This window comes from Caballeronia sp. LZ032 (assembly GCF_031451315.1).
Lineage (GTDB): Bacteria > Pseudomonadota > Gammaproteobacteria > Burkholderiales > Burkholderiaceae > Caballeronia.
Window position 1 is genome coordinate 482,112 of the sequence record NZ_JARUXP010000004.1, and the last position, 25,033, is coordinate 507,144.

The window sequence follows — 25,033 nt, forward strand, 5'->3', positions numbered from 1 at the left end:
GCCGCCATGCGCGCCCGCCTCGAAGCCAGCGACGCCTGGGTCGACGGCCGCGCCACCGCGGGTTATCAGGGCGCGCCGGCACGGCATCAGCGGAAACGGTAGTTCAAGGTGGCGAGGAACGTGCGGCCCAGGCCCGGCACCGCGCGTCCGCCATCGGACGGAATCAGGGCGTCGTAGTACTTCTTGTCCGTCAGGTTCAGCACGTTGAACTGGATATCGTAGCGTTTCTGATGATACGCGGCCATCACGTCCCAGCGCACGTAGCCGCCCACTTCGACGAGATTGTTGTTCGCCGCGTAACGCGATGACACATACGAAGGCCCGCCGCCGATCTGCCACACCGGCGTGAAGTCATAGGTCGTCCACAGCGTGAACATGTGATGCGGCGTGTTGGCCGGCGTCTTGCCCTGCGTGCCGTCGAAGGCCTTCAGGATCGTGCCGTCCATGTAGGTATAGCCGCCGAACATCTGCCATTGCTTCGTGATGTGGCCCGCCACGCCCAGCTGATAGCCGCGTACGCGGATGTCGCCGTCGAGCGAATAGGTGCCGTCCGAGGCCAGCGTGCGCGCGTTGGTCTTCTCGATGTTGAACAGCGACTGCGTGACCGACAGGCCACCGTTCAGCAGATCCCACTTCGAACCGACTTCATACGACTTGTTGTGCTCGGGCGGCAGGTTCTGCTGGCCGTTGGTGAGCGTGAGCGCTTCGAGCGACGGATCGAACGAGGTGCCGTACGACACGTAGTACGACTGCGTCTCCGTCGGCTGGAACACGAGGCCCGTGCGCACGCTCGTGAAGTAATTGGTCTGGGTGGCGTAGGAGGGCGCGTTGATCGAGTTGTGGATCGCCGCTTCATAGCGGTCCCAACGCACGCCGCCGATCCACTTCCAGTGCTCGCCGAGCGAGATGGTGTCGTTCAGGTACAGGCTGAGACCGTTCGCGCTCGACTCCGCCAGGTTGGTCGCCACCTCGCGATAGTTGGCGGGACGAGGCACATACGCCGGATCGACCAGCGGCACGATGGCGAGCGTGTTAGAGGGCAGGCCCGGCGTCGTTGCGGTGAAGCTCTGGTTGCTATAGGTCTCGTGGCTCAGATCGACGCCCACCAGCATGTCGTGCTTCAGGAAGCCCGTGGCGAACTTGCCTTCGAGGTCGGTCGTGTTGTAGACCGAGTGATCGTTGATGTTGCGGTCCTTGCCTTGCAGGCGCACGAACAGCGAACTCAGCGGCAGGGAGGTGTAGTTGCCGTTGGTGAGCGCTGTAGAGTTGCCGAGCGGTCCGGTCAGCACGGCCGCCGCATTGGTCGCGCGCGCTTCGGTGCTGTAGTGGCTGAACTGGGTCTGGTTGCGCAGCGTGAACATGTCGTCGAAGCGATGCTGGACGCGCGCGCTGACCGTCTGGACGTCCTGGATCGTGCGGTCGTCGGTGAAGCCGTAGAAGGTCTTCGTATCGACCGGCGCGGGATGGCCGTTGAGCGGCGGAATGCCGTAGTCGGGCTGGTCGCGGTTGTGCTGGATCAGCGCGCTCAGCGTCACCTGCGTCGGCGTGCCGATGCCGAACTTCACTTCCGGCGCGATGCCGTAGTCCTTGTTGATCATCTCGTCGCGGCTCGAACCCAGCGACTGGCCGAACGCGTTGACACGGAACGCCGAGGTGTCCGTCAGCGGCTGGTTGATGTCGACCGTCGAGCGGAAGCGGTCGTGCGTGCCCGCCTGCAGCGAGACATCGGCGCGCGGCTTCAGGTCCGGCTGCTTGCTGACCTGGTTGATGACGCCGCCGGTGGAGCCGCGTCCGAAGTACAGCGACGACGGCCCGTACAGCACGTCGATCGACTCGAGGTTGAAGGTGTCGCGATAGTACTGGCCACGGTCGCGGAAGCCGTCGAGGTAAATGTCGGTGCGCGCGGAGAAGCCGCGCAGGTTGATGTTGTTGCCGATCTGGCCGCCTTCCGCCGCGCCGAGCGTGACGCCGGGCACGTTGCGGAGGGCATCGGAGAACGAGCTGATGGCCTGCGATTGCAGCACGGCCTTCGGCACCACGACGACGGCCTGCGGAATGTCGCGCAGCGCGGTGGGCACCTTGGCGCCGACGCTGGACACGTCGGCCTGGAAGTCGGGCGCGTCGGCCTGGCTGGTCACGCGAACGGCGGGCAGCGAAGCGGATTCGGGCGCGTCCGGCGCGGCTTGTGCGACGTTCGGTGCTGCAATGGGCGTGGTTTGCGATGCAGTCTGGGCGTATAGCGGTGCCGCCACGGGCACGGCGGCAATCGTTACCCATGCCGCTGCCAGCGGCGTTTTCCTCAACATGTCGTGGTCCAGGTCGTTGTTGTTCAGGTCCGATGGCGGCGGATCGGGCGTCCTGCCGCCACGGCTTTTCGAGGTGTGCGATGTCGTCGATCGAAAGCTGTGGCGCCGTGCTGTTCAGTACGACTCATTGCACCGGGCTATCGTGTCGATGGGTAAATGCGAATCGCTATCATTACATGGTCGGAAATATTTCGAAAATATCCGTAATGACTGGCGGGATTTATTGCCGGGAAATGTGACGTTCACGCAACAAAAAGCGCTTGTGCGATGTGGCTTCAGCAACCTCAGTGAAGGCGCTCACGCCCGCTGGGCATGGCTTGGAGGCCGGCGCAGCGTCTGGCGCCGCGCGGTATCAGGCGAATATGAGGGAATTGCGGACAAAAAGTGGCGGATGAGATTTTCCGCCAGGCGGTAGCTCAATAATGCGGTGAAAAATTTGTAAGAAATCGTGCCGGCCGCAGAAGGCGTCTTTCGAGCTCTCTGCAAGCCGGACCGGTGTCAATTCGACAACGACAGATACGGCGAGCTGAACGCCTGCGGCGGGAACACGGGCTGTACGCCGCCGCGATTCGAGAAGGTATAGCGCACGTACACGGCCGCGAGCCACTCGCGATACTGATACGCGTTGCCGAACGAGGCCGTCGCGCCAACCGCCAGTTGCGGCGCGAGCTGATATTCACCGGTCGCGCTGAGCGAATAGGACACGCCCGTCTTGCTCTGGCCGGGATAGACGGCGTTCGCATCGGGTGTGGCGCCGGAGCCGGCGGCGCGTGCCTGGAACGTGCCGTTCGTCGGGAAATAATCCGACTCGTCCTGCCGGTAATGCTGCACGCCGATCGAGCCCTTCAGGTCGTAGGTGAAGAGCCCCGAACGCCCGGCATACTCGACCGGGAAGTTGAGAATCACGTACTGCTGCGGGCTGAAATAGCCGCCCTGACCATAGGTGAAGTACGACAGGTTCTTGTCGTAGTGCATCAGCGTGGTATTCGCGCCGATGGTCAGCGTCTGGTCCGCATCCTTGATGAGGCGCGTATAGATGCCGCCGCCGCCCTTCACCGCGGTGTTGGTCGCGACCTGCTTGCCGTCGAGGAACTGGTACGCCGCGTTGGCATAGACGCCGTTGGTGCCGTCGTCCCAGCCGAAATCGGCGCGGCCGCCGGTCGAGGTTACGCCGCCCCATTCGAGTCCCGCGCCCTGGTCGCGGGCCCCGGCGTAGGACAGCAGGCTGTCCGTGACCGCACGGCGCGCGACGGCCAGCGAGTAGGAGACCTTGTCGGTGATGGCGTTCTGATACTGCACGCCGCCCACCACGTTGGTTTCGCGGAAGCCGAGCGGCGTGGTGCCGACATCGCCCTTCCAGTTGCGGTTCTCATAACCGATCGACAAGCCGACGCCCGTCGCCGTCTGCGAGCCGTAGTTGTTGGTCGGCGGCGTGGCGACCGCGCCCAGTCCGGACCCGAAGCGCGCGAGCGTGTTCGCCTGGCTGCTCGCGGTGCCGGCGTCGAGCGTGACGGGCGTCGCGCGCACGATGACGTGGCCGTTGCCCGCCTTGATGCGGCCTTCGATGGGCGCTTCGATGTCGGTCAGGTTGGACAGTCCGTCCTCGCCATCGCGATTGCGGAAGATGATCCCGCCCGACACCGTGCTGGCCTGCTCGCGGTTGATCTGCGCGAGTTCATCGGCGACGCCCGTCGTCTGCGAATTGGCGACGGGCGCGGGCATGCCGCCGGTGGACATCGTCGCGGCCGCGGCGGCGCGCTGCTGCTGCGTCTGGGCCGGATAGTACGGCTGTGCATAGCCCGCCGGCGGCTGCGGAATGTACGGCTGCTGCGCGTATTGCTGCGGCGGATAGTAGGGCTGCGGGGCGTACGGCTGCTGCTGCTGGGGATAGGGCTGCTGCGGCGGCGCGCCGTAGGCGTACGGATCCGCAGGACGCGCCGCCGCGCTCTTGCGGGTGGAGGTCGTCGCCGGGCGTTTCGTGCGCGTCGTGCTCGTGTGGCTGCTCGCGACAGGCGGCGGCGCGTAGGCATTCGACTGCGCTTCGCGCGCGCCGGGCGACATCGGCCACGGCGATGCATACGGATCCTGTTGCTGCGGATACGGCTGCTGCTGCGCGTACGGCTGCTGTTGCGGATACGCCTGCTGTTGCGGGTAAGGTTGATACGCCGGCTGCTGCTGATACGGCTGCGCCTGATAAGCCGGCTGCGCATAACCGCCCGACGCGCCCCCGTCCTGCCCCGGATAAGGCTGAAGCGGACCGCCCGACTGCCCGGAACCGGACGTGTCGGGACCATAGCCGCCGCTCGTCACCTGACGCGGCGCGCCTTGCTGCATCGGCGCGGGCGCGGCGGAGGGCGCCAGATACGGCGTGGAATACGTGGCGGGCTGGGGAGGCGGCAGATAGGTCGGCACGGGCTGCGAGTAACTCTGAGGGATGACCTGGCGATACGACGCGCCGGACGCCAGCGCCGGACTCGACGCCGTATCGACCGCGGTCTTGCCTTCGAACGGATTAGTGCCGGGCAGCGGATTCGAGCCGATGCGGCTCAGCGCGCTTTCCCAGCCCGGCGGAACATTGCTGCGCGCCTGCGTAGGCGCGGCGGCCTGCATCGGCGGCGTGTTGGCCGCGACGAGCGAGCGTTGCAGGAACTGCGCGGCCAGATCGAGCTTGCCCTGCGCGCGATACATCCGGCCGATCGACGCCAGCACGCCCGGGTCGTTCGGCGCGGCCTGATAGGCCTGGTTCGCGTAGGTCTCGGCCAGCCGGAAGTCGCGCACGTTGCTCGCGGCGGCCATCGCGGCGGTCTGCAGCGCGAGGTCGTCGGGACGGCGCGTCAGTGCCTTCTGGAAGCACGCCAGCGCACTGCGGTCGTCGCCCGCCGACGTGTACATGCGGCCCAGCGCGGCCTGCAGATCGGCGTTGTCGGGCATCGCGGCGAGCCACGGCGAAATGACGTCGTAGGCGCTCGCGAGATTGCCCTGCCGACGCACTTCGTCCGCACGCGCGACGACGATGCCCACATTCAGATTGTTGAAGTCGGTGCGTTGCTGCGTCGTGAGCGACATCGACTGGAGGCGGCGCATCACCGAACCCAGTTCGGCGGTCTGCTGCGTCGCCGAGAGAATGCCCGCGTATTGCAGGAGCAGTCCGGTGTCGTTCGGCGCCTGCGCGATCGCGCCGCGCACCAGCGCCAGCGCGCGAGCCGGATCGCCCGCCTTCACATAGGCCGTGGCGATCGCGCCCGTCAGCTCGGCGTTGCCGCTCGCGACCGGCGCGGCACGGCTCAGGATCGCGAAGGCCTGCTGACGCTGTCCTGCGGCGGCCGCCTGCGTCGCGAGTTCCGCCTGCTGCTGCACCCACAGACGATGCTGGAGCGCGGTCATCGCGGGCGTGCGCTGGGCCGCCGGAATGCGTTCGAGTTGTCCGAGGCCAGTTGCCCAGTCTTGGGTTTCGGCGGACAGCAGCGCGCTTGCATAGAGCGCGTCGGTCATGTCCGGATGCGTGGCGAGCAGCCCGTCCATCATGCTGCGCGCGTTGCCCACCGCGCCCTGACGCACGTAGATGCGCGCCAGGTCGAGGCGCAGCCACGGATCGTCGGGATTGTTGAGCAGCGCGTCTTCAAAAAGGCTGCGCGCCGCGCCGAGATCGCCGCGCGCTTCGGCCGCGCGCGCCTGCGCCGCTTGCGCCTCGCCGCGCAGCTTGTTGATGCCGCCGGCCTTGGCTTGCTGTTCGGTGTTGAGACGATTGGCGAATTCGAGCGCCTCGTCGCCGCGTCCCTGCGCGGCCAGCGCGCCGACGAGTCCGCGGATCGCATCGGGGTTGTCGGCCTGACGGCGCAGCGCCATCCGATACGCCTGCTCCGCGCCGCGCGGATCGCTGTTCGCAAGCAACATCTCGCCGAGCAGGACCTGGGCGGTGACATCGGACGGATTGACGGCGATCGCGCGTTCGAACAACGCCTTCGCCTGCGCGATCTGCCCGTTGCTGCGCGCGCCGATGGCGTCGCTCGTGTAGGACCAGTACGTGGCGCTGGTGAGCGCGTCCTTCCAGCGCGCCGGATTGCCGGCCCGCGACGCGCGTTCGAGATCGTTGCGCGCTTCGGTGAAGTGTTCCTGCTTGAGCGCCGCGATGCCCATGCCACCGAGCGCGTCGGCGTCGTTCGGGTTGCTCGCGAGCACCGACGCGAAGCGTGCGCGCGCCGTCACGAGATCGCCGCGATCCAGCGCCGCGAAACCTTCGCCGACCGTGCGTCCGCGCGTATCGACGGCCACGCCCGCCTGCGCGCGATCCTGCGCCGCGCGGTCCTGCTGCACCATCGAATCGAAGCGCGCCTTCACGGCGGCGTCGTCGGGCGAGGATTGGAGATAGGCCTGGTACAGCGGCGCATCCGATGCGCGCGCGCCGAGCCACAACAACGCCTGGCGCCAGCTCTTCTTCGCGTCCGCACCGACGGCGCTGTCGCTGGCAAGCTTCGCGAGCCGCGCGATGCCGTCGCGCCGCGTCGAGTCGCGATAGGTCAGATGCTGCGCGTAGGCGAGCTGGTAACGCGGCTCGTCGGGATTGTCGCGCGCGAGCTGTTCGAGTCCGCGGCGCGCCTCGTCCCAGCCTTGCGGCGTGGCGGCGAGCGCCTGGTAATACTCGAGCTGCAACTGCGGCGTGGCGGGCTTGCCGTCGATCGCGCGGCGGTATTCCTGCACCGCCGACGCGCTTTGTCCGCTCTGTGCGAGACGGCGCGCGTCGTTGACGGTCTGGTCGCGCGAACTGGTCTCGCCGAGCCGGCGGCCGAGTTCGTCGATGTTCGGATAGTTCGGCGCGGCCTGACGCAGTTGCGCGAGATACTGCTGCGCGCCGCTGCCGTCCTTGCGATCGGCGAGCACCATGCCCATGCCGAACAGCGCATCGGGCTGCTTCGGGTTGATGCGCAGCACCTTCTGCCACGCCTGCTCGGCGAGATCGCCGCGCCTGTGCGCCTGCCAGTACTTGCCCTGGTCGACCAGCACGGTCAGCGGATCGGCGCTGGCCTGGGCGAGGGCGAACATCGGCGCGCCGGCCGCGATGGCCGCCGCGATGTGCCTTGCGAGAGTCCGCTTCATTGCGCGTTTCCTGACCCGGATCAGCATGCGCTTCTCCAGTTCGGCACCAGACGGCCGGTTTCATCGAAGCGATAGCGCCCGTCGACGAAACCGCCGCCGAACAGGCCCAGCACGCGGTCGTAGTACGCAGGTTCGCGTCCTGCGACAGCCGGCGCCGTCAGCGCTTCGAGATGGGCGCGGGCGAGGCCCAGGCCGTGCTCGTCGTTCAGTGCCTTGAAGTAGGGCGCCAGCGCGCCCCAGTAAGAGAGCGGGCCTTCGCCGCTCACCGCGCCGTTCAGGGTGGAGACCTTCTCCGGCGGAAAGCCGTTTTGCGCGACGCTCTGGCGCATGCCGCCGAGCGCATCGAGCCACGGGCGCGCGAGCGGATCGCGGCTCGCCGTCATGCCGGCCCACAGATAGACGCGTATGGCGTCATAGCTGCCGACATCGCCGTTCTTCGGATCGACGGCGAACTGGCCGTTCTGATACGCCGCCCAGTCCGGCGCATAGCCGCGCGGCGCGGTCACGCGGATCATCGTCGCGGCGTTCTGCGCGAGCTTGCTCCACGGGCCGTCGGGCATCTCGTGCGCCAGCGCGCGCAGCAGCGGCAGCGGCAGATAACTCGGGTTCAGACGCGTCACGTCGCCGTTCCGGAAACCGTGCGGGCCGGGCAGGAGCATCGGTCCGAGGCCCGGCAGATCGGCGATTTCCTGCTTCGCGATCTGCGTCGCCAGGGCGTAGCCGAGTTTCGTATAGGCCGGCTCCTTCCACAGCCGGCCGGCCTGGAACAGGTCGTAGGCGATCCACAGGTCCGAATCGGAGGCCGAGTTCGGGTCCAGCACGCCAAATGAGCCGTCCGGCTTCCTGCCCCATTGCCACGCGGGCAGGCGCAGGTTGGCGGTATCGAACTGATTGCCGGAGAGATTCGTGCGGGTCCAGCCGAGCAGGCGCTCGAAGGTGGCGCGGTCGTTGGCCACGAGCGCGAAGAACATGCCGTACGACTGGCCTTCGGAGGTGGTCTGCTGCACCTCGGTCGAACGGTCGATCACGCGGCCGTCGGCCTGCACCGCGCGCTCGACGAATTGCCGGTACGCCGGCCAGTCGCATTGCTGGGCGGCTTGCGGGGCTTGCGCGGGCTGCGCGCGGGCGGCGCCGGCCGCTCCCGCGCTGGCGGCGGCGACGAATGCGCCGGCCACGACGCTTGCGGTGAATGGCCGCATGTCAGTCCCTCAGGCGCCGCGCGGCGAGCGAACGCAGCGCGCGATAGAACAGGGCGGCGATGATCAGCGCGGCGAGCACGCCGCCGAGCACCAGCAACACCGGGTGCGACGAGAGCGCCCAGCGCATGTAATGCATCGGCGACAGATGACCGACGTAATACGCCTCGCCGTTCGAGGTCACGGTCACGGTGCGTCCGTGGATGACGGCCATCGCGCCCTGGATGGACGGCAGCAGGTCGTTGTCGAGCAGGGCGGCGGAGAGATCGGCATCCGACTGTCCCGCCGCGCTGATCAGCGCCACCGCGCTGCGTCCGCTCTTCAGCGGTGATTCGAAACCGGTGAGCAGGGCGTCGCCGTTCGAGCTGACGAGCGAGAGATCCGCGCGCGCCGGTGAGCGTTCCGGACCATGCTCGCCATGCCACCAGTCGACCAGCTTGAACGCGACATCGGTGAGCTGGAACGTGTGCGAGTCGCCGTCGCTGGAGAACGGCATCTGCTTGGCCCAGCGCTGCAACAGCGGCTGGCGGCCCGGCGAGCCGAGGATCAGCAGATCCTTGTCGGCGAAGCGGTCGACGTCGTTCGCGCTGGTCACGGTGACGCCGGTCACCGGATAGCCCGTCGACGTGCCCATGCGGCCCATTTCGAGCAGATACAGGCTGTAGTCGGCCGAGTTCGGGTCGTTCGGCAGCACCACCGCCGTCTGCGACAGGTCGGCCATGCGCGTGAACGGGAAGCCGCCGTTGGCGAACGCGGCCAGGTCGGGCAGCGCCATGTAGTGCGGGAAGCCCGACAGGTCGATGGTCGAGTTCGGGTCCACCGCGCCGACCACGTTGTCCAGCACGCGGCCATGGCATTCGCCGGTCTTCGGGATGTCGTAGTAGAAGTGCAGGCGCAACTGCGCGCGCGGCGTGAGCAGCAGCGGCGGAATGTAGACCTCGCGGCGCGCGGACACGGTCTTGTCCGGCAGCACGCGGCTGAAGTAATGCCCGAGGTCGAAGGTCGAGGCGGAGACGGCCGGGATGCGCAGCGACTGCACGAAGCCGTCGTTCACGCTGATGTTCAGCGAGGAACGGTCCGGCGCGGGCCGCACGGTGTAGCGGTAGGCCAGATCGATCGGCACGCCCTTGGTCTGCCACATGAAGAGATCGGGCGGCACGCGCAGATTGACGCGCACGGCGTCGGCGTCGTAGCCGCGGGCGGTCAGGTCGCGCGCTTCCGCGAGCTCGCCGAAGCGCACCGGGCGATCCGTCGACAGCCAGTTCGGCGCGTCATAGGGACGGCGCGGTTGCAGGTCGCTGAATTGCGTGATCGTCGCGCTCGTGCCGGACAGCGTGTTCTGACCGATGCCCAGCGCCTTCGCGGCGGTCTTCAGCTCGTTCTCGTCGCGGCCCTGGATCAGCAGGATGCGGCCGCGCGCGTTGGCATCGCGTTCGACGACGGAAATCGTCGGGCCCGACACCGCCGGAATGTCGACGCCCGCCACCTTGGCGTCGCCGACGGCGAACACCACGGCATTGCCCGAGAGCGGCACGTTGTCGGTCTGGGCCGGGAACATCGCGCCGCGATAGCCCGCGAGCGAACCGAAATACGACGCCACCATGCCGGCCGCTTCGAGCGTCGGCAGGCTTGGCTTGCCGGCGAACACGAACGGCAGTTCGAGACGGCGCACGTCGCGACGATCGAAGAACGGATTCGGCAGCGCGGCGAGGTCGGGCTTGTTCGCGATCGACGCGTAGGTGAGGTCCAGCGAGCTCGAATTGCTGACGGTGGCCCACAGCGTCGAGTTCGACGGGTCCTCGCACTGCTGCGTGTAATGGCCGATCAGCTGTACGTTCAGATGGTTGAACTCGGTGATGAAGCGCGGATCGATGGCCACGTCGCGCGCCACCAGCACGCCCGCCTGGTCGCGCGGCACGGGCAGCGTCGCGGCTACTTCGCCGTTGATCAGCACCTTCAGTTGCGAGATGGACGGCAGCAGCGACGGCGAATAGCTGTAGATCAGATGGAGGATCGCGCCCGTCACGACTTCGTCGCCGCGCACCGAGAAGGCAATGCCGTTCTGGCCATCGGTGCCGCGTAATTGCAGCGGATCGAGCGCGCCGTAGTCGGCGAAGGTCAGCGTCTGGCGGCGGCCGCCGGGCACCAGCGTGCCGGGATCGGCGGTGGTCGGAAGGCGCGAAGTCAGCGGCTTCTCGGGCTTGCCGGAGAACGCGGGCACGGGCATCGCGAGCGCGGGCTGCTGGATCGACGCCGGGTTGTAGACGGCCGCCGGGCTCGGCGCGGGCACGGCGCCGGCGCCAGTGGCCTGCGGTGCGGCGGTTGCCGGCGCGACGGCAGCCGAGGCCGGCGCAGCAACAGCGGTCGCGGCCGCCGCGATGGACGCGAGCGGCCCGGCGAACGCAGTCTGCAAGGCAGCGAAGACGGCCAGCGCACGCACCAGAGGTCTTTCGCAAAAACGCGGCGTGCGCCCGCCCGTTCCGAATTCAACGTGCAACTTCGACATACCCATGCCCATTATTGGTCTTTGGTTTTCAGTTTCTTCACGTCGACCGGGCGCTTGTTCATCCAGGTACGAAGGTCGCTGTACAAGTGCTCGAACAGTCCGGCGATGCCGCGCGTGCCCACCAGCAACACATGCGACAGGCCGCGCAGCGGCGTATCCGGGCGGCGGCCCTCGGACCAGCCGGTCCAGGCGTCCGCGCGCGCGAAAGTGGTCTTCACGAAGTCGTATTCCTGCTCGCGCGTGAGCTGCCCGAAACGCAGGCCGACGCGCCCCGGCTCGGTATAGCCGACGCTCGCCGGGAACGCGTATTCCTCGTCGCCGCGGAACAGCGAGACGGTCACGCGCTCGTGCATCGGCACTTCGATCTTGCTCGGCAGCGCGACGCCGACGCCGCCTTCCGAATAGTCGATCGTCTCGCAGGCGAGCGTGCGGCCGGTGGAGAACTTGAGCATCACGGGCATCTTCATGGTCACGCGATGGGTCGCGCGCACTTGCCGCCGCTCGCTCGCCGCCGCCACCGATGCGCCCAGGATCAGCATGTTGTAGACGGTCCAGCAGAGGTTGAGGATGGTCGTGTTGACCTCGCTGCGGATCTGCCAGTACATGACGATATGCACGATGCCCGCGATGAAGCCGAGCAGGTTCAGCAACAGCAAAAACAGATAGGGCCGCGAGATGGACCAGTCGAAGTAATCCTTGGCGATCTGGCCGCCCTTGGCCGTCACGTTGAACTTGCCGAGCTTCGGGTTGATGACGGCGAGCAACGTGGGAGCGGTGATGTACGACGCCAGCACCGACTCGTACACCTCGGCCCAGAACGAATGACGGAAGCTGCGCTGCATGCGCGAATTGGTGATGCTCGCGTGCATCATGTGCGGCAGCGCGAAGATCGCGATGGTGCTCGCCGCGGCTTCGATCACGTGCGCGCCGAAGAACAGGTACGACAGCGGCGCGGTGAGGAACACGAGACGCGGCACGCCGTAGAAAAAGTGCAGCATGCCGTTCAGATAGCAGAGCCGCTGGCCGAGTTTCAGACCCTTGCCGGTCAGCGGATTGTCGATCCGGAAGATTTGTGTCATGCCGCGCGCCCAGCGGATACGCTGCCCGATATGGCCGGAGAGGCTTTCCGTCGCGAGACCCGCGGCCTGCGGAATCGCGAGATAGGCGGTGGTGTAGCCGAGACGGTGCAGCTTCAGCGCCGTGTGCGCGTCCTCGGTGACGGTCTCGACCGCGATGCCGCCGATTTCCTCGACCATCGAGCGGCGCAGCACCGCGCACGAGCCGCAGAAGAACGTGGCGTTCCACAGGTCGTTGCCGTCCTGCACGAGGCCGTAGAACAGTTCGCCTTCGTTCGGCACCTTGCGGAACGTGCCGAGATTGCGTTCGAACGGATCGGGCGAGAAGAAGTGGTGCGGCGTCTGCAGCATCGACAGCAGCTTGTCGCGCAGGAACCAGCCCAGGCAGATCTGCAGGAAGGAGCGCGTGGGGATGTGGTCGCAGTCGAAGATCGCGAGGAACTCGCCCTTCGTGATCTTCAGCGCCTCGTTGATGTTGCCCGCCTTCGCATGCCGGTTGTGCGTGCGGATCGTCCAGTTGACGCCCACTTCCTCGCAGAAGGCCTTGAACTCGGGACGGCGGCCGTCGTCGAGCACGTGGATGGCGAGCTTGTCGCCCGGATAGTCGAGCGCGAGCGCCGCGTAGATGGTCGGCTTGACCACCGAGAGCGGCTCGTTGTACGTGGGGATGAAAACGTCGACCGTCGGCCAGTCGGCGCGGTCGGCGGGCAGCGGCAAGGGCTTGCGCTTGAGCGGCCAGGCCGTCTGGAAGTAGCCGAGCAGGAGCACCAGCGTCGCATAGACTTCGGCGGCCACCAGCAGCAGGCCCCAGGCTGCGTCGAGCGGGCGCTCCCAGTAGGTGGTCTCAGTCAGGCGCCAGAACATGTAGCGGCCCGACGCGATGATCGACAGCATGATCATCACGAGCGTCGCGTACTGGCCTTGCAGACGGCGGAAGCCGAGCGCGAAAACGAAACAGACGCTCGCAAAGGCGAGTTGCTGACCGAACACGAGCGGCACCGTGACCACGAAGTACAGCGCGCACAACGCAAACGCCGTCAGCAGGACCACGAGGATGCGGCTGCCCCAGATGCGCGCATCGACGAAGCGTTCGAGCCGCGACGTCGCCACGCTCACTTCCGTTTCCGGCGACGGGATCTTGGCGGAGCTCATGCGAGTTTCCTCGACGAAGCGGGCAGCGCATCGATTGCGGCGAGCAGCCATTCGCCGCACGCGCGGAGATCGGCGGCGGCCTGCGACAGCGGATCGTAGTGGATCAGCGTCGTGTCGCACGCGAGCGACTCGGAGACGCCTTCGTCCAGATGGATGACGCCCGGGAACAGCTTCGTGCCGAGCATGTTGCGCAGCACCTTCAGCACGTCCTTGCTCAACTGGCGCGACTGATCGACCTGGTTCACGACGTAGCCCTGGCCCGCGAAGTTCTGGCGTGGCGCGGCATAGGCATCGACCATGCGCTCCATGCCGGGAATCGCGGCGTAGGAGGCGGCATCGGCCAGCACGACGTTCAGCGCGAAATGCGCCGCGGTCAGCGCCGTGCGCGTGTAGACGGACGAGCCCGGCGGGGTATCGACGATCACGATGTCGTTGGCATCGAGCGCCAGCGCCTCGAGCGCGTGCGCGAGCCAGGCGGGATCGGCGTCGACGAGCGCCTCGAAGCGCCGGCGGTCGTCCTCGAGCAGCGCGCCGTAGGGCAGCACCGTGACGCCGTCGATGCCGTCGAACATCACGGTCTGCCAGGGTTCGCCGGCGAGTGTCGCGCGCGAGATGCCGTCGATGCTGTCGAGCGGAATGCCGAAGTGCAGGCGCAGCGCGTTTTGCGGATCGAGATCGAGCACGATCACGCGGCGGTTGCGCGCAGCGAGTACCGAAGCGAGATTGGCGGCGAGCGTCGTCTTGCCGACTCCGCCTTTCGCGGAAACTACCGTGATGACTTTCATGACCGTGAGAGGCGGCTCGTGCGATGGGCGGCGGGTTGAGTGTTCGCGGATTCGCCGGTGTGGCGCAGGCGGTCGAACATCGACTGAAGCGAGTTGGCGGGCGCGCTCGGAGCGGGCGGCGTCTGCGGCTTGAACAGCTTGCCGAGAATGGAGTGCGGTTCGGCTTCGTGGGCCGGCTGGACGCGCGGGGGTTCTGCTGGCGTCGCTGCCGGAGCGGGGGCGGCGGCAGGGGCGCGGCGCGCGAGGACGCTCGAACCGAACGTGGCTGCGGCGGGGCGCGGTTCTGCCGGCGTCGGTTCCGGTGTCGGCGCTGCAGCCGACGCCATGTCCGGGGCAGTTTCGGTTTCGATCGCAGCGGGATCGGCGAGCGCCGAGAAACGCAGCGCACTCAGCGATTGAGCGGCGGGCGCATCGACCGGCGGAATCGTGCGGCGATGCGGCCGCGTGAACAACTGCGGCCGGCCGCGATGGATCGGCGTCGGGCGGGCGGCGGATTCCGCGGCCGGTTCGCTGCCGGGCGCGCCGGACGTGCTGGCTTGAGTGTCGCGGCGCGGCGCGATTTCAGGAATGGCCGGCTGCGCGAAGTCCAGCGTCGCGAGCAGCGGCCAGCGGGTACGGGCCGACTTGGCCTCGTTCTCCCGACCGATTTCCTGATAGTCGCCTGCATTGCCGCCGAAATGATCGAACAGCTTCTCGATGTCGCGCGATGTATTCATGGTGCCGCTTCCTCGTCCGTGCCTGCCCTGCCTGGCCGTTTCAACTTGTTTGTGCCACCTGATCGACAGGGGGCTTGAGCCGTCGCTTCGAAGCGGCGGTCGGTGATTCCGGGGTTCTCGTCAAACCACGGTGCGTGCGAGCCTGAACTCGATGGCGGTGTCGTCGCCGAATTCGCCTGCCTGCCGTACTGCAAGGCCCTGCGCGCCAAGCGCGGCGAGCCACTGCTGATACGCGCCTTCCAGGAACGCCGGCGTCCACGCGAGCGCGCTTTCACCGAAAGCCGGCAGCGGCGCGCAGTAATGGACGATGCTCAGGTGATCGCGCTCGTCGGCGAGTTCGACGAAGCCCCAGTCGGCATCGCGCCACTGCGCGTTGAGCGCTTCTGCCAGTTCGGCTGTGGAATTGCAGGACGGCAGCGGCCGTGCGTCCGCGAAGCGGCTGCCGACGCGATGCATCAGCTGGCGCAGTTCGGTGCGCCCGATTTGCGCTTCGAATTCATCGGCGAGCGCGGACAGAAGCCCGCGCCATTGGCGAGAGGTGTGGCTGTCCAGCAGGTGTTCAAAGATAGCGGCCATGTGTAGTCGGCTGGGCGCACGCGCGCCACGTGATTAGTCATTGTTTACGTCCTTGGCGGACAACTCTTGACCGAGAGCATTGATCCGGACGGTTGTCCAGGCGCGAGTACACGTCTGAACTTATCTCAATGCTGATTTTTTCGCCAGTAGAAACACTAGCAGGAGATTTTTTTGGCGAATTGACCAATTAAGACGCAACAGGCCGTCCAGTTTGGACATTTGACCCGCGCTGACCTGAACGAAAATTCGACAACCATCACGCACTTTTTGACGTGCACCCGCAAAGGCGGCGGCAGTGTACCACTCCGTTAATTCAGCGCTGAAGGGCTTCACCGTGATTCGCACGGATTGACTTTTGGCTGTGCCGCATGGCGCGGAGCCCGACTGGCTAGCGACGGAAATTTCGCCCGACTTTTCCCGTGCCGATCTGCAACAGAATGATTTGTATGAGAAAAATGGAAGGCGCTCGGAATTAGCGCTTGAACGGGCCAAAAAAAAGCGCCCCGACCGGGACGCTTCAGATGGGTTTCGTGACGCTTACAGGTTTGCGCGGACGGCGTCCCTGACAGCGTCCATCACAATGCCGTAATTGAGCGGGATGTCCAGGGAATCGGAGTAGCCGGAATCTGCGGCGGACTCCTTGGGGACGGCGCGGGCCGGGATCGGCTCGTAGCCGGATTCGCCTGCCGGATTTTCGCGTCCTTCGATGGCACCCTGCAATTGCGGATTCTTCACGATTAACTCCTTCCGGTAATGGAGCGGCGAGGAACTGCAATATAAACCAACGCGATGACAATTTGGCGACTGCCGTATTGGAAACTCAATCTGAAATCGCTGCGTGAAGCGCGCCGGTATCGCCACGAGGCCCATTTCAGATGGAGCACGGGGCTTTCCAGTTTAACGGCGTAGCGGGCGGGGGACGGCGCTCGAGCCTTATGAAGAGCGCGCGGCACTATCTCTTGAACAGGTGAAATTCGGCCCGGAATTTGCGTTAAAACTGCTCGCCATGTAAATGCTGAAAACGTGGTATGAATGCGTTGATTCTGCTATTTCAGCAGCAGGCACAACAAACGCTCACCCGAATGGTTTGAGCGTCTCAGTTTATGTCGTCTTATCACAAAGCGAACACTTGTACGTGTTTCGGGGCGAATGCCCTCGAAAAAAGGAGTCGATGGCAATGAGCACAATCGCGATCATCGGAGCAACGGGGAAGGTGGGCAGCCGTGTGCTCGACGAAACGTTGCGGCGCGGGCACACGGTCACCGCGCTCGCCCGCGATACCTCGGGCGTCGAGACACGCTCCGGCGTCACCGCCCGTAACGTCGACGCGCTCGATGCCGATGCACTTTCCAGCGTAATCTCCGGGCACGACGCGGTGTTCAGCGCGATGCCGTTCAGCGGGGTTCCGGCGGAGGCGATCGTGAAACCGGTGAAGCGCGCGGACGTGCGCCGCCTGCTCGTGGTGGGCGGCGCGGGAAGCCTCTATGCCGCGCCCGGTCAACGCGTGCTCGACGCGCCGGATTTTCCCGCCGACTGGAAGCCGGAAGCGACAGCCGGCGCCATGTTCCTCGACGCCCTGCGCGGCCAGCGCGACATCGACTGGACCTTTATCTCGCCGTCGGCGGAATTCGTTCCGGGCGCGCGCACGCAACGCTACCGGCTCGGCGTCGACGAGCTGCTGGTCGACAGCAACGGCCGCAGCTGGATCACGTTCGACGACTACGCCATCGCCTTTCTCGACGAGTTCGAATCGCACGCGCACATCAAGCAGCGCATCACAGTCGGATACTGACGCGCGCGTTCGGTCACGACGGCAGGCTGCGCCTAGCCGTGCATGTCGACTTCGACTTCCTCGCTGTTCTTCGGCATCGCTGCCGCGAGAATCATCGCGGCGGCGTTCTGCGGCTTCGGATCGCGTTGCGACGGCCGATACACCTGATCCCCGCGATGAATCGGCATTCCCGACAGCGAGCACACGCCTTCACTCGTCGCGGTCGTCGCGCGCCAGCCCTGATAGCCGTAATGGCAGGTGCCGGGATCAGACCAGTAGACGAGCGCCGTCGCGCTGCTCGGGCGTTCGATCACCCGAACGATGGCTTGCGGATACGGCAGACCGCGATCCACGTGCTGCGGATGCGTACGGTTCCAGTCGCGCGTGAGGCGCTCGAGAAACGAACTCTCGATGCGTGCGGATTTCTGAGATGGCGCGGTGCGGGCGACGTCTTGGGGCGCCGCCTCGAGCAGGTGAACCGTCTGTGACCACGGGTCCGCTCTCTTCGAAAAAGCTGTCATGGCAATGTTCCAGGCTTTGACTCGACCTAGAACGTACGTCATTAAGCATATTCCGATAAAGGCTGCATCAGTGAATACACTATCCCGTCGATGCGAATAATCGAACGGTAGTGTGAAAAAGCCTTGCGCGACAGGACTTTACGCGATTTCCAGGCGTCTGTCCTCCGCATCAACGATGCCAGGAAAAAGCCTTCTGTAAGCTTAAAAGTTCGAATGTCGGACGAGACAGCCTGCCGACAGCGAGTCTCGCTGTGTCAGGCAACGGCCCGCGCCGCAGCGCGGCCGCGCAACCATTCCAGCGCCAGCAGCAGGCTCGTCGAAAAGACGATCAGGATCGTGGCAAGCGCCGCGATGGTCGGGCTGATGTTCTCGCGGATGCCGGTGAACATCTGCCGCGGCAAGGTGGTCTGGTCAGCGCCGGCGAGAAAGAGCGTGACGACGACTTCATCGAACGAGGTCGCGAAGGCGAACAGCGCGCCGGAGATCACGCCCGGCGCAATCACCGGCAGCGTCACCTTGAAGAACGTGCGCAGCGGGCCGGCGCCCAGCGACTGACTCGCGCGCACGAGGTTATGGTTGAAGTTCTGCAGCGTCGCGCCGACCGTCGTCACGACGAACGGCACGCCCAGGGCCGCATGCGCGAGGATCAGCCCGAAGTACGTGTTCGCGATGCCGAGCGGCGCGAAGAACAGATACATGCCGACGCCCACGACGATCACCGGCACGATCATCGGCGAAATCAGGACGGCCATCAGCAGGCTCTTGCCGATGAAGTTCGCCTTGGTCAGCCCGACCGCGGCGAGCGTGCCGAGAATGGTCGCCACCAGCGTCGCCGAAGGCGCCACGATGAAGCTGTTCTTCGCCGCCATGCGCCACTCGTCGGACATGACGAGGTTGTGATACCAGCGCATCGACCAGCCGGGAATCGGATAGACGAGGAAGGTGCTCGACGAGAACGACAGCGGCACGATGGCGAGCACCGGCAGGATCAGATACAGCAGCGTCAGCACACAGAGGATCCGCAATGCGAAGTACCAGACGCGTTCGATGGCGGACGTGTGCGGCGCGAACATCGGTTTGGCGAGTTTCATGTGGCGTTCCCAGTCAGCCCAGGCTCACGTTCGAGCGCGTGAAGCGGCCGTAGACGACATAGAGGAGCAGCGTCGCGGCGAGCAGCAGTGCGCCGAGCGCGCACGCCATGCCCCAGTTGATCGTCACGTTGGTGAAGTAGGCGATGTAGTAGCTGACCATCTGGTCGTTCGGTCCGCCGAGCAGGGCCGGCGTGATGTAGTAGCCGATCGCCAGAATGAACGTGAGCAGCACGCCCGCGCCGATGCCCGGATACGTCTGCGGCACGTATACGCGCCAGAAGGCCGCAAACGGATGACTGCCCAGCGACACCGCCGCGCGCTGGTAGCTCGGCGGCACCGACTTCATCACGCTGTAGAGCGGCAGGATCATGAACGGCAGCAGGATGTGCGTCATCGAGATATAAACGCCGACACGGTTGAACAGCAGCGCGAGCGGCGAGCCGATCAGCCCGCTGCCGATCAGCGCCTTGTTCACCAGTCCCTCGCTCTGCAACAGCACGATCCACGCGGCTACGCGCACCAGCACGGAAGTCCAGAACGGGATCAGCACGAGCACCATGACGAGGTTCGCGCGGCGCGCGGGCAGTGTCGAGATCCAGTAGGCGAGCGGATAGCCGAGCAGCAGCGCGAACAGTGTCACGCCCACGCCGATCACGAAGGTCCGCGCGAAGACGTTCAGATAGATGGACTGGTCGGGATCGGCATGGACGAGGTTGCCGAAGCCGTCCTGCTTGTGATCGAGCGACGCGAGCACGTAGAACGGCGAATAGCGCCCGGCGTTCTTCGCGATGGCCTGCCAGTACGCGGGATCGTTCCAGCGCTCGTCGAGCTCGACGATCTTCGCCTTGATCTGCGGCGCGGCGAGCGGCCTGCCGTCGTCGCCGGGGAGCGGCATCGCCCGCGCGGTCTTGGCGACCAGCGAGCGATAGCCGGGAATCTCTGTGTTGAGGCGGCGCGCGAGCGCGCCCATCGAATCGCCTTCCTGGATGGCCGTCAGATCCTGCGCGAGCGCGGCATAGGCTTCGTCCGGCGGCGCCGTCTTGCGGTCCCACTTCTTGAGCACGGCGCCCGTGTGCGGCAGCGCATTCGCGACTTCCGGATTCTCGATCGCGCGCGTGAGCAGCGCGGCGATCGGCACCACGAAAATCAGGAACAGGAAGAGTGCGAGCGGCGCGATGAGCGCAAGGGCCATCGCGCGCTTCTTCGCGTCGGCGATCTTCAGTTCGCGTTTCAGACGCGCGCTCGATTCAAGCGCGTCTTCCGCGGGGATCGTCATGGTATGCACGGGGATGTCTCCTTCCCGGCCGCGCTTCGTCCTGCCAGCGCGGCCGTCGGTTTCACGGTTGCGCGCTTACTTCGTCGCCCACGCGGTGAACCGCTGCTCGAGTTCGTCGCCATGGTCGGTCCAGAACGCCATGTCCTGCAGCACCGCGTTCTTCGCGTTCTCCGGCGAGTTCGGCATGTCCGCCTTGGTCTTCGCGTCGAGCGCGGAGATCGCCGCCTTGTTCACCGGACCGTAGGCAATGTTCTTCGCATACGTTTCCTGCGGCTTCTGCGAGACCGAATACGCGATGAACTGCGTCGCCACGTCCTTGTTCGGCGAGCCCTTCGGAATGGCCCAGTAGTCGAGGTCGTAGATGCTGCCGTTCCACACGACCTTGAGGTTCTTGCCTTCCTTGCGCGCGGCGTCGATGCGGCCGTTATAGGCGGTGGACATCACCACGTCCCCGGCGACCAGGAATTGCGGCGGCTGCGCGCCGGCCTCCCACCACTGGATGCTCGGCTTCAATTCGTCGAGCTTCTTGAACGCGCGATCCGCGCCGGCCTTCGTGCCGAGCACCTTGTACACGTCCTTCGGCGCGACGCCGTCGGCCATCAGCGCGAACTCGAGGTTGTAGCGCGCGCCCTTGCGCATGGCCCGCTTGCCGGGGAATTTCTTCGTGTCCCAGAAATCGGCCCAGCCGGTCGGCGCGGTCTTGAGCTTGTCGGCGTTATAGGCGAGCGCCGTCGACCACACGAAGAAGCCGACGCCGCAAGTCGCCGGCGACTCGGGCACGAGATCCGATTTCTTCGCGATCTTCGACCAGTCGAGCTTTTCATACAGGCCTTCGTCGCAGCCGCGTCCGAGGTCGCCCGATTCGACTTCGACCACGTCCCAGTTCACGTGCTTGGCTTCGACCATCGCCTTGACCTTGGCCTGTTCGCCGTTGTACTCGACCGCCGTGACCTTGTTCTTGCTCGACTGCTCGAAGGGCTGGTTGAATGCGACCTTCTGGGCGTCGCCATTGGCGCCGCCGAAGTTGACGACGGTGATTTCCGCCGCGCCCGACGCTGCCGACGCGCACGCGAGCGCGGCCGTGATGGAACACAGTGCGAACTTCTTCATGATGGTTTCCTCTGTCTGCCTGGTTTTATCGATGGACTTGCGGTTGGACGGCACAACGTGTGGCTGGAAAGTTCAGGCGAACACGCGCAGATGCTCGGGCGCGAATTCGAGCGCGACGGGCGCGCCGGGCGTGAATGCGTCGAGCGCGGCGGTGCCGAGCGGCACCTTGACGAAGCATTCGTCCTGCTCGCGCACGCCGCAGCGCATGCGCACGTGGTCGCCGAAATAGATCAGGCTGCGCGCCTCGCCGGACAGCGCGTTGCTGTAGCCGTTCGCGTGGCTATTGCCATTGCCTTTGCCGTGCGTGAGGGTCATGCGCTCGGGCCGGATGCACGCGACGGCTGGCGCGCCCGGCTTGGCGTTCGCGATGTTCAGGCCGGAGAGGCGGGTGCCGTCGGCGAGGCGGATGGCGCAGTAGTCGCCTTGAGCCTGTTCGATGGTGCCGCGCAGCCGGTTGCTGTCGCCGATGAAGTTGGCGACGAACTCGTTGCACGGCGCTTCATAAAGATGATCGACGGTGTCGAGCTGCTGGACGATGCCCTTGTCGAACACCGCGACGCGGTCCGACATTGTGAGCGCCTCGCCCTGGTCGTGCGTGACATAGACGAAGGTGACGCCGAGTTTCTCGTGCAGCGCCTTCAGTTCGATCTGCATGTGCTCGCGCAATTGCTTGTCGAGCGCGCCGAGCGGCTCGTCCATCAATACGAGCTTGGGTTCGAACACGAGCGCGCGCGCCAGTGCGATGCGCTGCTGCTGACCGCCGGAGAGCTGCGCCGGATAGCGCTTCGCGAAACTCTCCATGCGCACCATCCTGAGTGCGTTGTCGACGCGATGCGCGCGTTCTTCGGCGGACATCCTGCGCACCGACAGCGGATAGTCGACGTTCTGCTGGACCGAGAGATGAGGAAACAGCGCGTAGTTCTGAAACACCATGCCGATGTCGCGCTTGTGCGGCGGCACTTTGTTGAGCAGCTTGCCGTCGAGCCAGATCTCGCCGCCGGTTGGAAACTCGAAGCCCGCGAGCATCATCAGACAGGTGGTCTTGCCGGAGCCGGACGGACCGAGCAGCGTGAGGAATTCGCCCTGGTAGATGTCGAGATCGAGCGACTTGACGACGAGCGTCTCGCCGTCGTAAGTCTTCCTCACCCCGCGAAAGCTGACGATCACCTGATCGGATTTCATCGTCGTGTCTCCCTTCGGAAATTCTGGTGGCTTCGTTATCCGCCGGGCATACGGAGATACCCGGAAATTTTTTCTCTTGCTTCGGATAACTATAGCCCGGCACGGTTCTACAATGGGGAGCCATTTCAATATTCAGAATGGAACCACTTGAGGCGGCTTGCGCGTCGGCGGTGAGGCAAAGAAAAAGAGGAGAGAGGCGCATGGACACCATCATCCTGGCCGACTGGCTGAGCGCGCGGCTCGACCGCTCGGCCGCCGAGCCGATGTATCGCCAGATGCTCGAGCTGATGCAGCAGGCCATCCTGACGAGCCAGCTCGCGCCCGGCACCAAGCTGCCGAGTTCGCGCACGCTGGCGATCGATCTCGGCATCGCGCGCAATACCGTGCTGCACGTCTACGACCAGCTGACGGCCGAAGGCTACGTGAGCTCGGCGACCGGCAGCGGCACCTATGTCGCCGACACCGCGCCGCGCGACGGCGCGGCCAGCCCGCCGCGTCCGGACGAGGCCAAGCCGCCCAGCGCCATCTCGCGCCGTGGCGAGCGGCTGATCGCACAGGCAGGCGTGTCGCCGAAGCAGTGGGGCGCGTTCATGCCGGGCGTGCCGGACGTCGCGGAGTTTCCGGCGCGCACCTGGAGCCGCCTGCAGGCGAAGCTCTGGAAGCGTCCAAGTCCCGATCTGCTCACCTATGCGCCTGGCGGCGGCTACCGGCCGCTGCGCCGCGCGTTGTCGGACTACCTGCGGGTCGCGCGCTCGGTGAAGTGCCAGCCCGACCAGATCATCATCACGACGGGGATTCATCAGTCGATCGACCTCGCCGTGCGCCTGCTCACCGATTTCGGCGATCGCGCATGGGTCGAGGAACCGTGCTACTGGGGCGTGCGCAGCGTGCTGCAGTCATCGGGGCTGACGCTCGCACCGGTCCCTGTCGACGCGGAAGGGCTCAATCCTGGCGCGCGCGACATGGCCGATCCGCCGAGGGTCGCGCTGGTGACGCCTTCGCATCAATATCCGCTCGGCATGGTGATGACGCTGGCGCGGCGTCGCGCGCTGCTGGAGTTCGCGCGTCAGCACAAGGTGTGGATCATCGAGGACGACTACGACAGCGAGTTCCGCTACGGCAGCCGGCCGTTGTCCTCGCTGCAGGGACTCGACGAGTCCGGCCAGGTCATCTACGTCGGCAGCCTGGGGAAGATGCTGTATCCCGGCTTGCGGATGGGCTATATGGTCGTGCCGGACGATCTCGTCGATTCCTTCCGCACCGGCGTGGCCGAGCTGTATCGCGAAGGGCAGCTGATGCAGCAGGCGGTGCTGACCGAATTCATCCTGGACGGCCATCTCACTTCACACGTGCGGCGCATGCGCGGGCTATACGGCGAACGGCGCGAGTTGCTGATCAATGCGATTCGCGCCCGCTTCGGCGATGCACTGCCGGTGCGCGGCGACGAAGCCGGGCTGCATTTCGTGCTCGAACTGCCCGGCCATGCCGATGACCGGGTCATCGCCGCCGAGGCGCTCGCCGCGGGCGTGGTGACGCGTCCGCTCGTCAACTACTACCTGAAGCAGGACGAGGCGCTGCGCGGCCTGATGCTGGGCTATGCCTGCGTGCCCAACGCAGAGATCGCGCCCAACTTTGCGCGTCTCGCGGATGTGATCGAGCGCGCACTGGCGCCGGCGGCGATGGCTTTCGGTCGCTGAGTGAGTCGGAACAAACGCATGCTTTCTCGCATGCAATAAGAATAGACCGATGCAGCCTATCAAGCGATACAGACGAATCGGCAGCGGGTTAAGAGAGTTATCGGACGACTGGCTGTTGATTTTCACTCGTCTTGCATAAGACTTATCCTGTAATGGCGATCTCTCTTGCTGCGGAATCAAATAGTAGGAAAGATCGGGTAACAAAAATCGATCGGATATTGCATCATTCGTTCCGCGTTTCATGCTTTTGTACTCGTTACTTGGTCATCCGAATCAACTTAGGAGAAATCTGGGACGAGTGGCATTGAAATCGCGACCCCGGGGTTAAGGTGTGGGTAATGATAGATCACCACCTGGTCTATTAGAAAACGACGACACTGGAAACACCAGATGTTAATAATCGATTGGAGTAATAGGAAATGAAGAAGATTGCTGTCTCTGCGCTTGTCGCTGGTCTTTTGGGTACGGCCGCCGCGGGCGCATTTGCCGATGCAGGCACGATCCAGTTCAACGGTGAACTGATTGCCGGAACGTGCGACACCGATGTCAATGGCGGCGGTTCGGCCGACGGCACGGTTGCGCTGCCGAAGGTTCAGACGCGCGACCTGACGGGCGCTTCCGGCAAGATCACCGCTGGCGACACCAGCTACAAGATCGCGCTGAAGAACTGCACGCCGGTGTCGGGTCACTCGAAGGCGGCGGTGTTCTATCAGGCAGGCGCAACGGTTGATCCGGTCGACGGTCGCCTGATCGTGCAGCCGGGTGGTGCAGAGAACGTCAAGCTCGAACTGTTGAACCAGGACGGCACGCAGATCAAGGTGGGTTACGCAAGCGACCTGCAGAACTCGAAGCCGGTGGACATTTCCTCGGGCCAGGCCACGCTGTATTACATCGCACGCTACTACGCCACCGGCCAGACCACGGCAGGCGCGGCTAACTCGTCCGTCGTGTACAGCATCGACTACCAGTAAATCGGTT

Annotated in this window: 17 protein-coding genes and 1 pseudogene; 4 read left to right on the plus strand and 14 right to left on the minus strand. The window is 65.4% G+C overall.

Annotated features, from left to right (window positions below; genetic code table 11):
- A pseudogene (locus QCE69_RS29990) lies at positions 1–96 on the plus strand (PKHD-type hydroxylase); the annotation flags it as partial.
- Here the strand turns inward: QCE69_RS29990 and QCE69_RS29995 are convergent.
- The 9 genes from QCE69_RS29995 to QCE69_RS30035 all read right to left on the minus strand — a co-directional run bounded on the left by QCE69_RS29995 (position 87) and on the right by QCE69_RS30035 (position 16,142).
- Entirely contained in the window at positions 87–2,306 is a 2,220-nt protein-coding gene (locus QCE69_RS29995) for a TonB-dependent siderophore receptor (RefSeq protein ID WP_309934567.1), read from the minus strand. The pseudogene QCE69_RS29990 and the gene QCE69_RS29995 overlap by 10 nt on opposite strands.
- Positions 2,307–2,804: 498 nt before the next feature.
- The gene (locus QCE69_RS30000; RefSeq protein WP_409021248.1) at positions 2,805–7,427 is read right to left on the minus strand and encodes a cellulose synthase subunit BcsC-related outer membrane protein; all 4,623 of its coding nucleotides are present in this window, start codon (positions 7,425–7,427) and stop codon (positions 2,805–2,807) included.
- Positions 7,421–8,599: a cellulose synthase complex periplasmic endoglucanase BcsZ gene (bcsZ, locus tag QCE69_RS30005; RefSeq protein ID WP_309934570.1), complete on the minus strand. Its 1,179-nt coding sequence runs from the start codon at positions 8,597–8,599 to the stop codon at positions 7,421–7,423. Before bcsZ ends, QCE69_RS30000 begins: the two co-directional genes overlap by 7 nt.
- A gap of 1 nt (position 8,600) precedes the next feature.
- The gene (gene bcsB / locus QCE69_RS30010) at positions 8,601–11,114 is read right to left on the minus strand and encodes a cellulose biosynthesis cyclic di-GMP-binding regulatory protein BcsB (protein ID WP_309934571.1); all 2,514 of its coding nucleotides are present in this window, start codon (positions 11,112–11,114) and stop codon (positions 8,601–8,603) included.
- Entirely contained in the window at positions 11,114–13,330 is a 2,217-nt protein-coding gene (gene bcsA / locus QCE69_RS30015) for a UDP-forming cellulose synthase catalytic subunit (protein WP_309925973.1), read from the minus strand. Before bcsA ends, bcsB begins: the two co-directional genes overlap by 1 nt.
- Complete coding sequence (bcsQ, locus tag QCE69_RS30020; RefSeq protein ID WP_309925975.1) at positions 13,327–14,115, minus strand: cellulose biosynthesis protein BcsQ; 789 nt, start codon at positions 14,113–14,115, stop codon at positions 13,327–13,329. Before bcsQ ends, bcsA begins: the two co-directional genes overlap by 4 nt.
- A complete protein-coding gene (gene bcsP / locus QCE69_RS30025) occupies positions 14,112–14,831 on the minus strand; it encodes a cellulose biosynthesis protein BcsP (protein WP_309934573.1) in 720 nt (239 codons plus the stop codon). The genes bcsQ and bcsP overlap by 4 nt, the downstream gene beginning before the upstream one ends.
- Before the next feature lie 120 nt (positions 14,832–14,951).
- A complete protein-coding gene (bcsD, locus tag QCE69_RS30030; RefSeq protein WP_309934574.1) occupies positions 14,952–15,407 on the minus strand; it encodes a cellulose biosynthesis protein BcsD in 456 nt (151 codons plus the stop codon).
- Positions 15,408–15,944: 537 nt separating this feature from the next.
- Positions 15,945–16,142: a hypothetical protein gene (locus QCE69_RS30035; RefSeq protein ID WP_309925982.1), complete on the minus strand. Its 198-nt coding sequence runs from the start codon at positions 16,140–16,142 to the stop codon at positions 15,945–15,947.
- Positions 16,143–16,584: 442 nt separating this feature from the next.
- Between QCE69_RS30035 and QCE69_RS30040 the strand changes: the two genes are divergently transcribed.
- Positions 16,585–17,199: an NAD(P)-dependent oxidoreductase gene (locus QCE69_RS30040; RefSeq protein WP_309934576.1), complete on the plus strand. Its 615-nt coding sequence runs from the start codon at positions 16,585–16,587 to the stop codon at positions 17,197–17,199.
- A gap of 32 nt (positions 17,200–17,231) precedes the next feature.
- On the opposite strand, the gene QCE69_RS30045 is transcribed toward QCE69_RS30040, so the two are convergent.
- From QCE69_RS30045 to QCE69_RS30065, 5 genes are all read right to left on the minus strand, one after another.
- A complete protein-coding gene (locus QCE69_RS30045) occupies positions 17,232–17,699 on the minus strand; it encodes a DUF3331 domain-containing protein (protein ID WP_309934577.1) in 468 nt (155 codons plus the stop codon).
- 254 nt (positions 17,700–17,953) lie between these two features.
- Complete coding sequence (locus QCE69_RS30050) at positions 17,954–18,790, minus strand: ABC transporter permease (protein WP_309925985.1); 837 nt, start codon at positions 18,788–18,790, stop codon at positions 17,954–17,956.
- 13 nt (positions 18,791–18,803) lie between these two features.
- A complete protein-coding gene (locus tag QCE69_RS30055) occupies positions 18,804–20,075 on the minus strand; it encodes an ABC transporter permease (RefSeq protein ID WP_309934578.1) in 1,272 nt (423 codons plus the stop codon).
- 66 nt (positions 20,076–20,141) lie between these two features.
- Positions 20,142–21,176, minus strand: coding sequence for an ABC transporter substrate-binding protein (locus QCE69_RS30060; RefSeq protein ID WP_309925987.1), 1,035 nt, complete (start codon positions 21,174–21,176; stop codon positions 20,142–20,144).
- Between the two features lie 72 nt (positions 21,177–21,248).
- Positions 21,249–22,358: an ABC transporter ATP-binding protein gene (locus QCE69_RS30065; protein ID WP_309934579.1), complete on the minus strand. Its 1,110-nt coding sequence runs from the start codon at positions 22,356–22,358 to the stop codon at positions 21,249–21,251.
- A gap of 200 nt (positions 22,359–22,558) precedes the next feature.
- Here QCE69_RS30065 and QCE69_RS30070 point away from each other — a divergent pair, with 200 nt between their 5' ends.
- Both QCE69_RS30070 and QCE69_RS30075 read left to right on the plus strand, forming a co-directional pair.
- Complete coding sequence (locus QCE69_RS30070) at positions 22,559–24,055, plus strand: PLP-dependent aminotransferase family protein (RefSeq protein WP_309934581.1); 1,497 nt, start codon at positions 22,559–22,561, stop codon at positions 24,053–24,055.
- A gap of 419 nt (positions 24,056–24,474) precedes the next feature.
- A complete protein-coding gene (locus QCE69_RS30075; RefSeq protein ID WP_309934583.1) occupies positions 24,475–25,026 on the plus strand; it encodes a fimbrial protein in 552 nt (183 codons plus the stop codon).
- Positions 25,027–25,033: the final 7 nt, after the last annotated feature.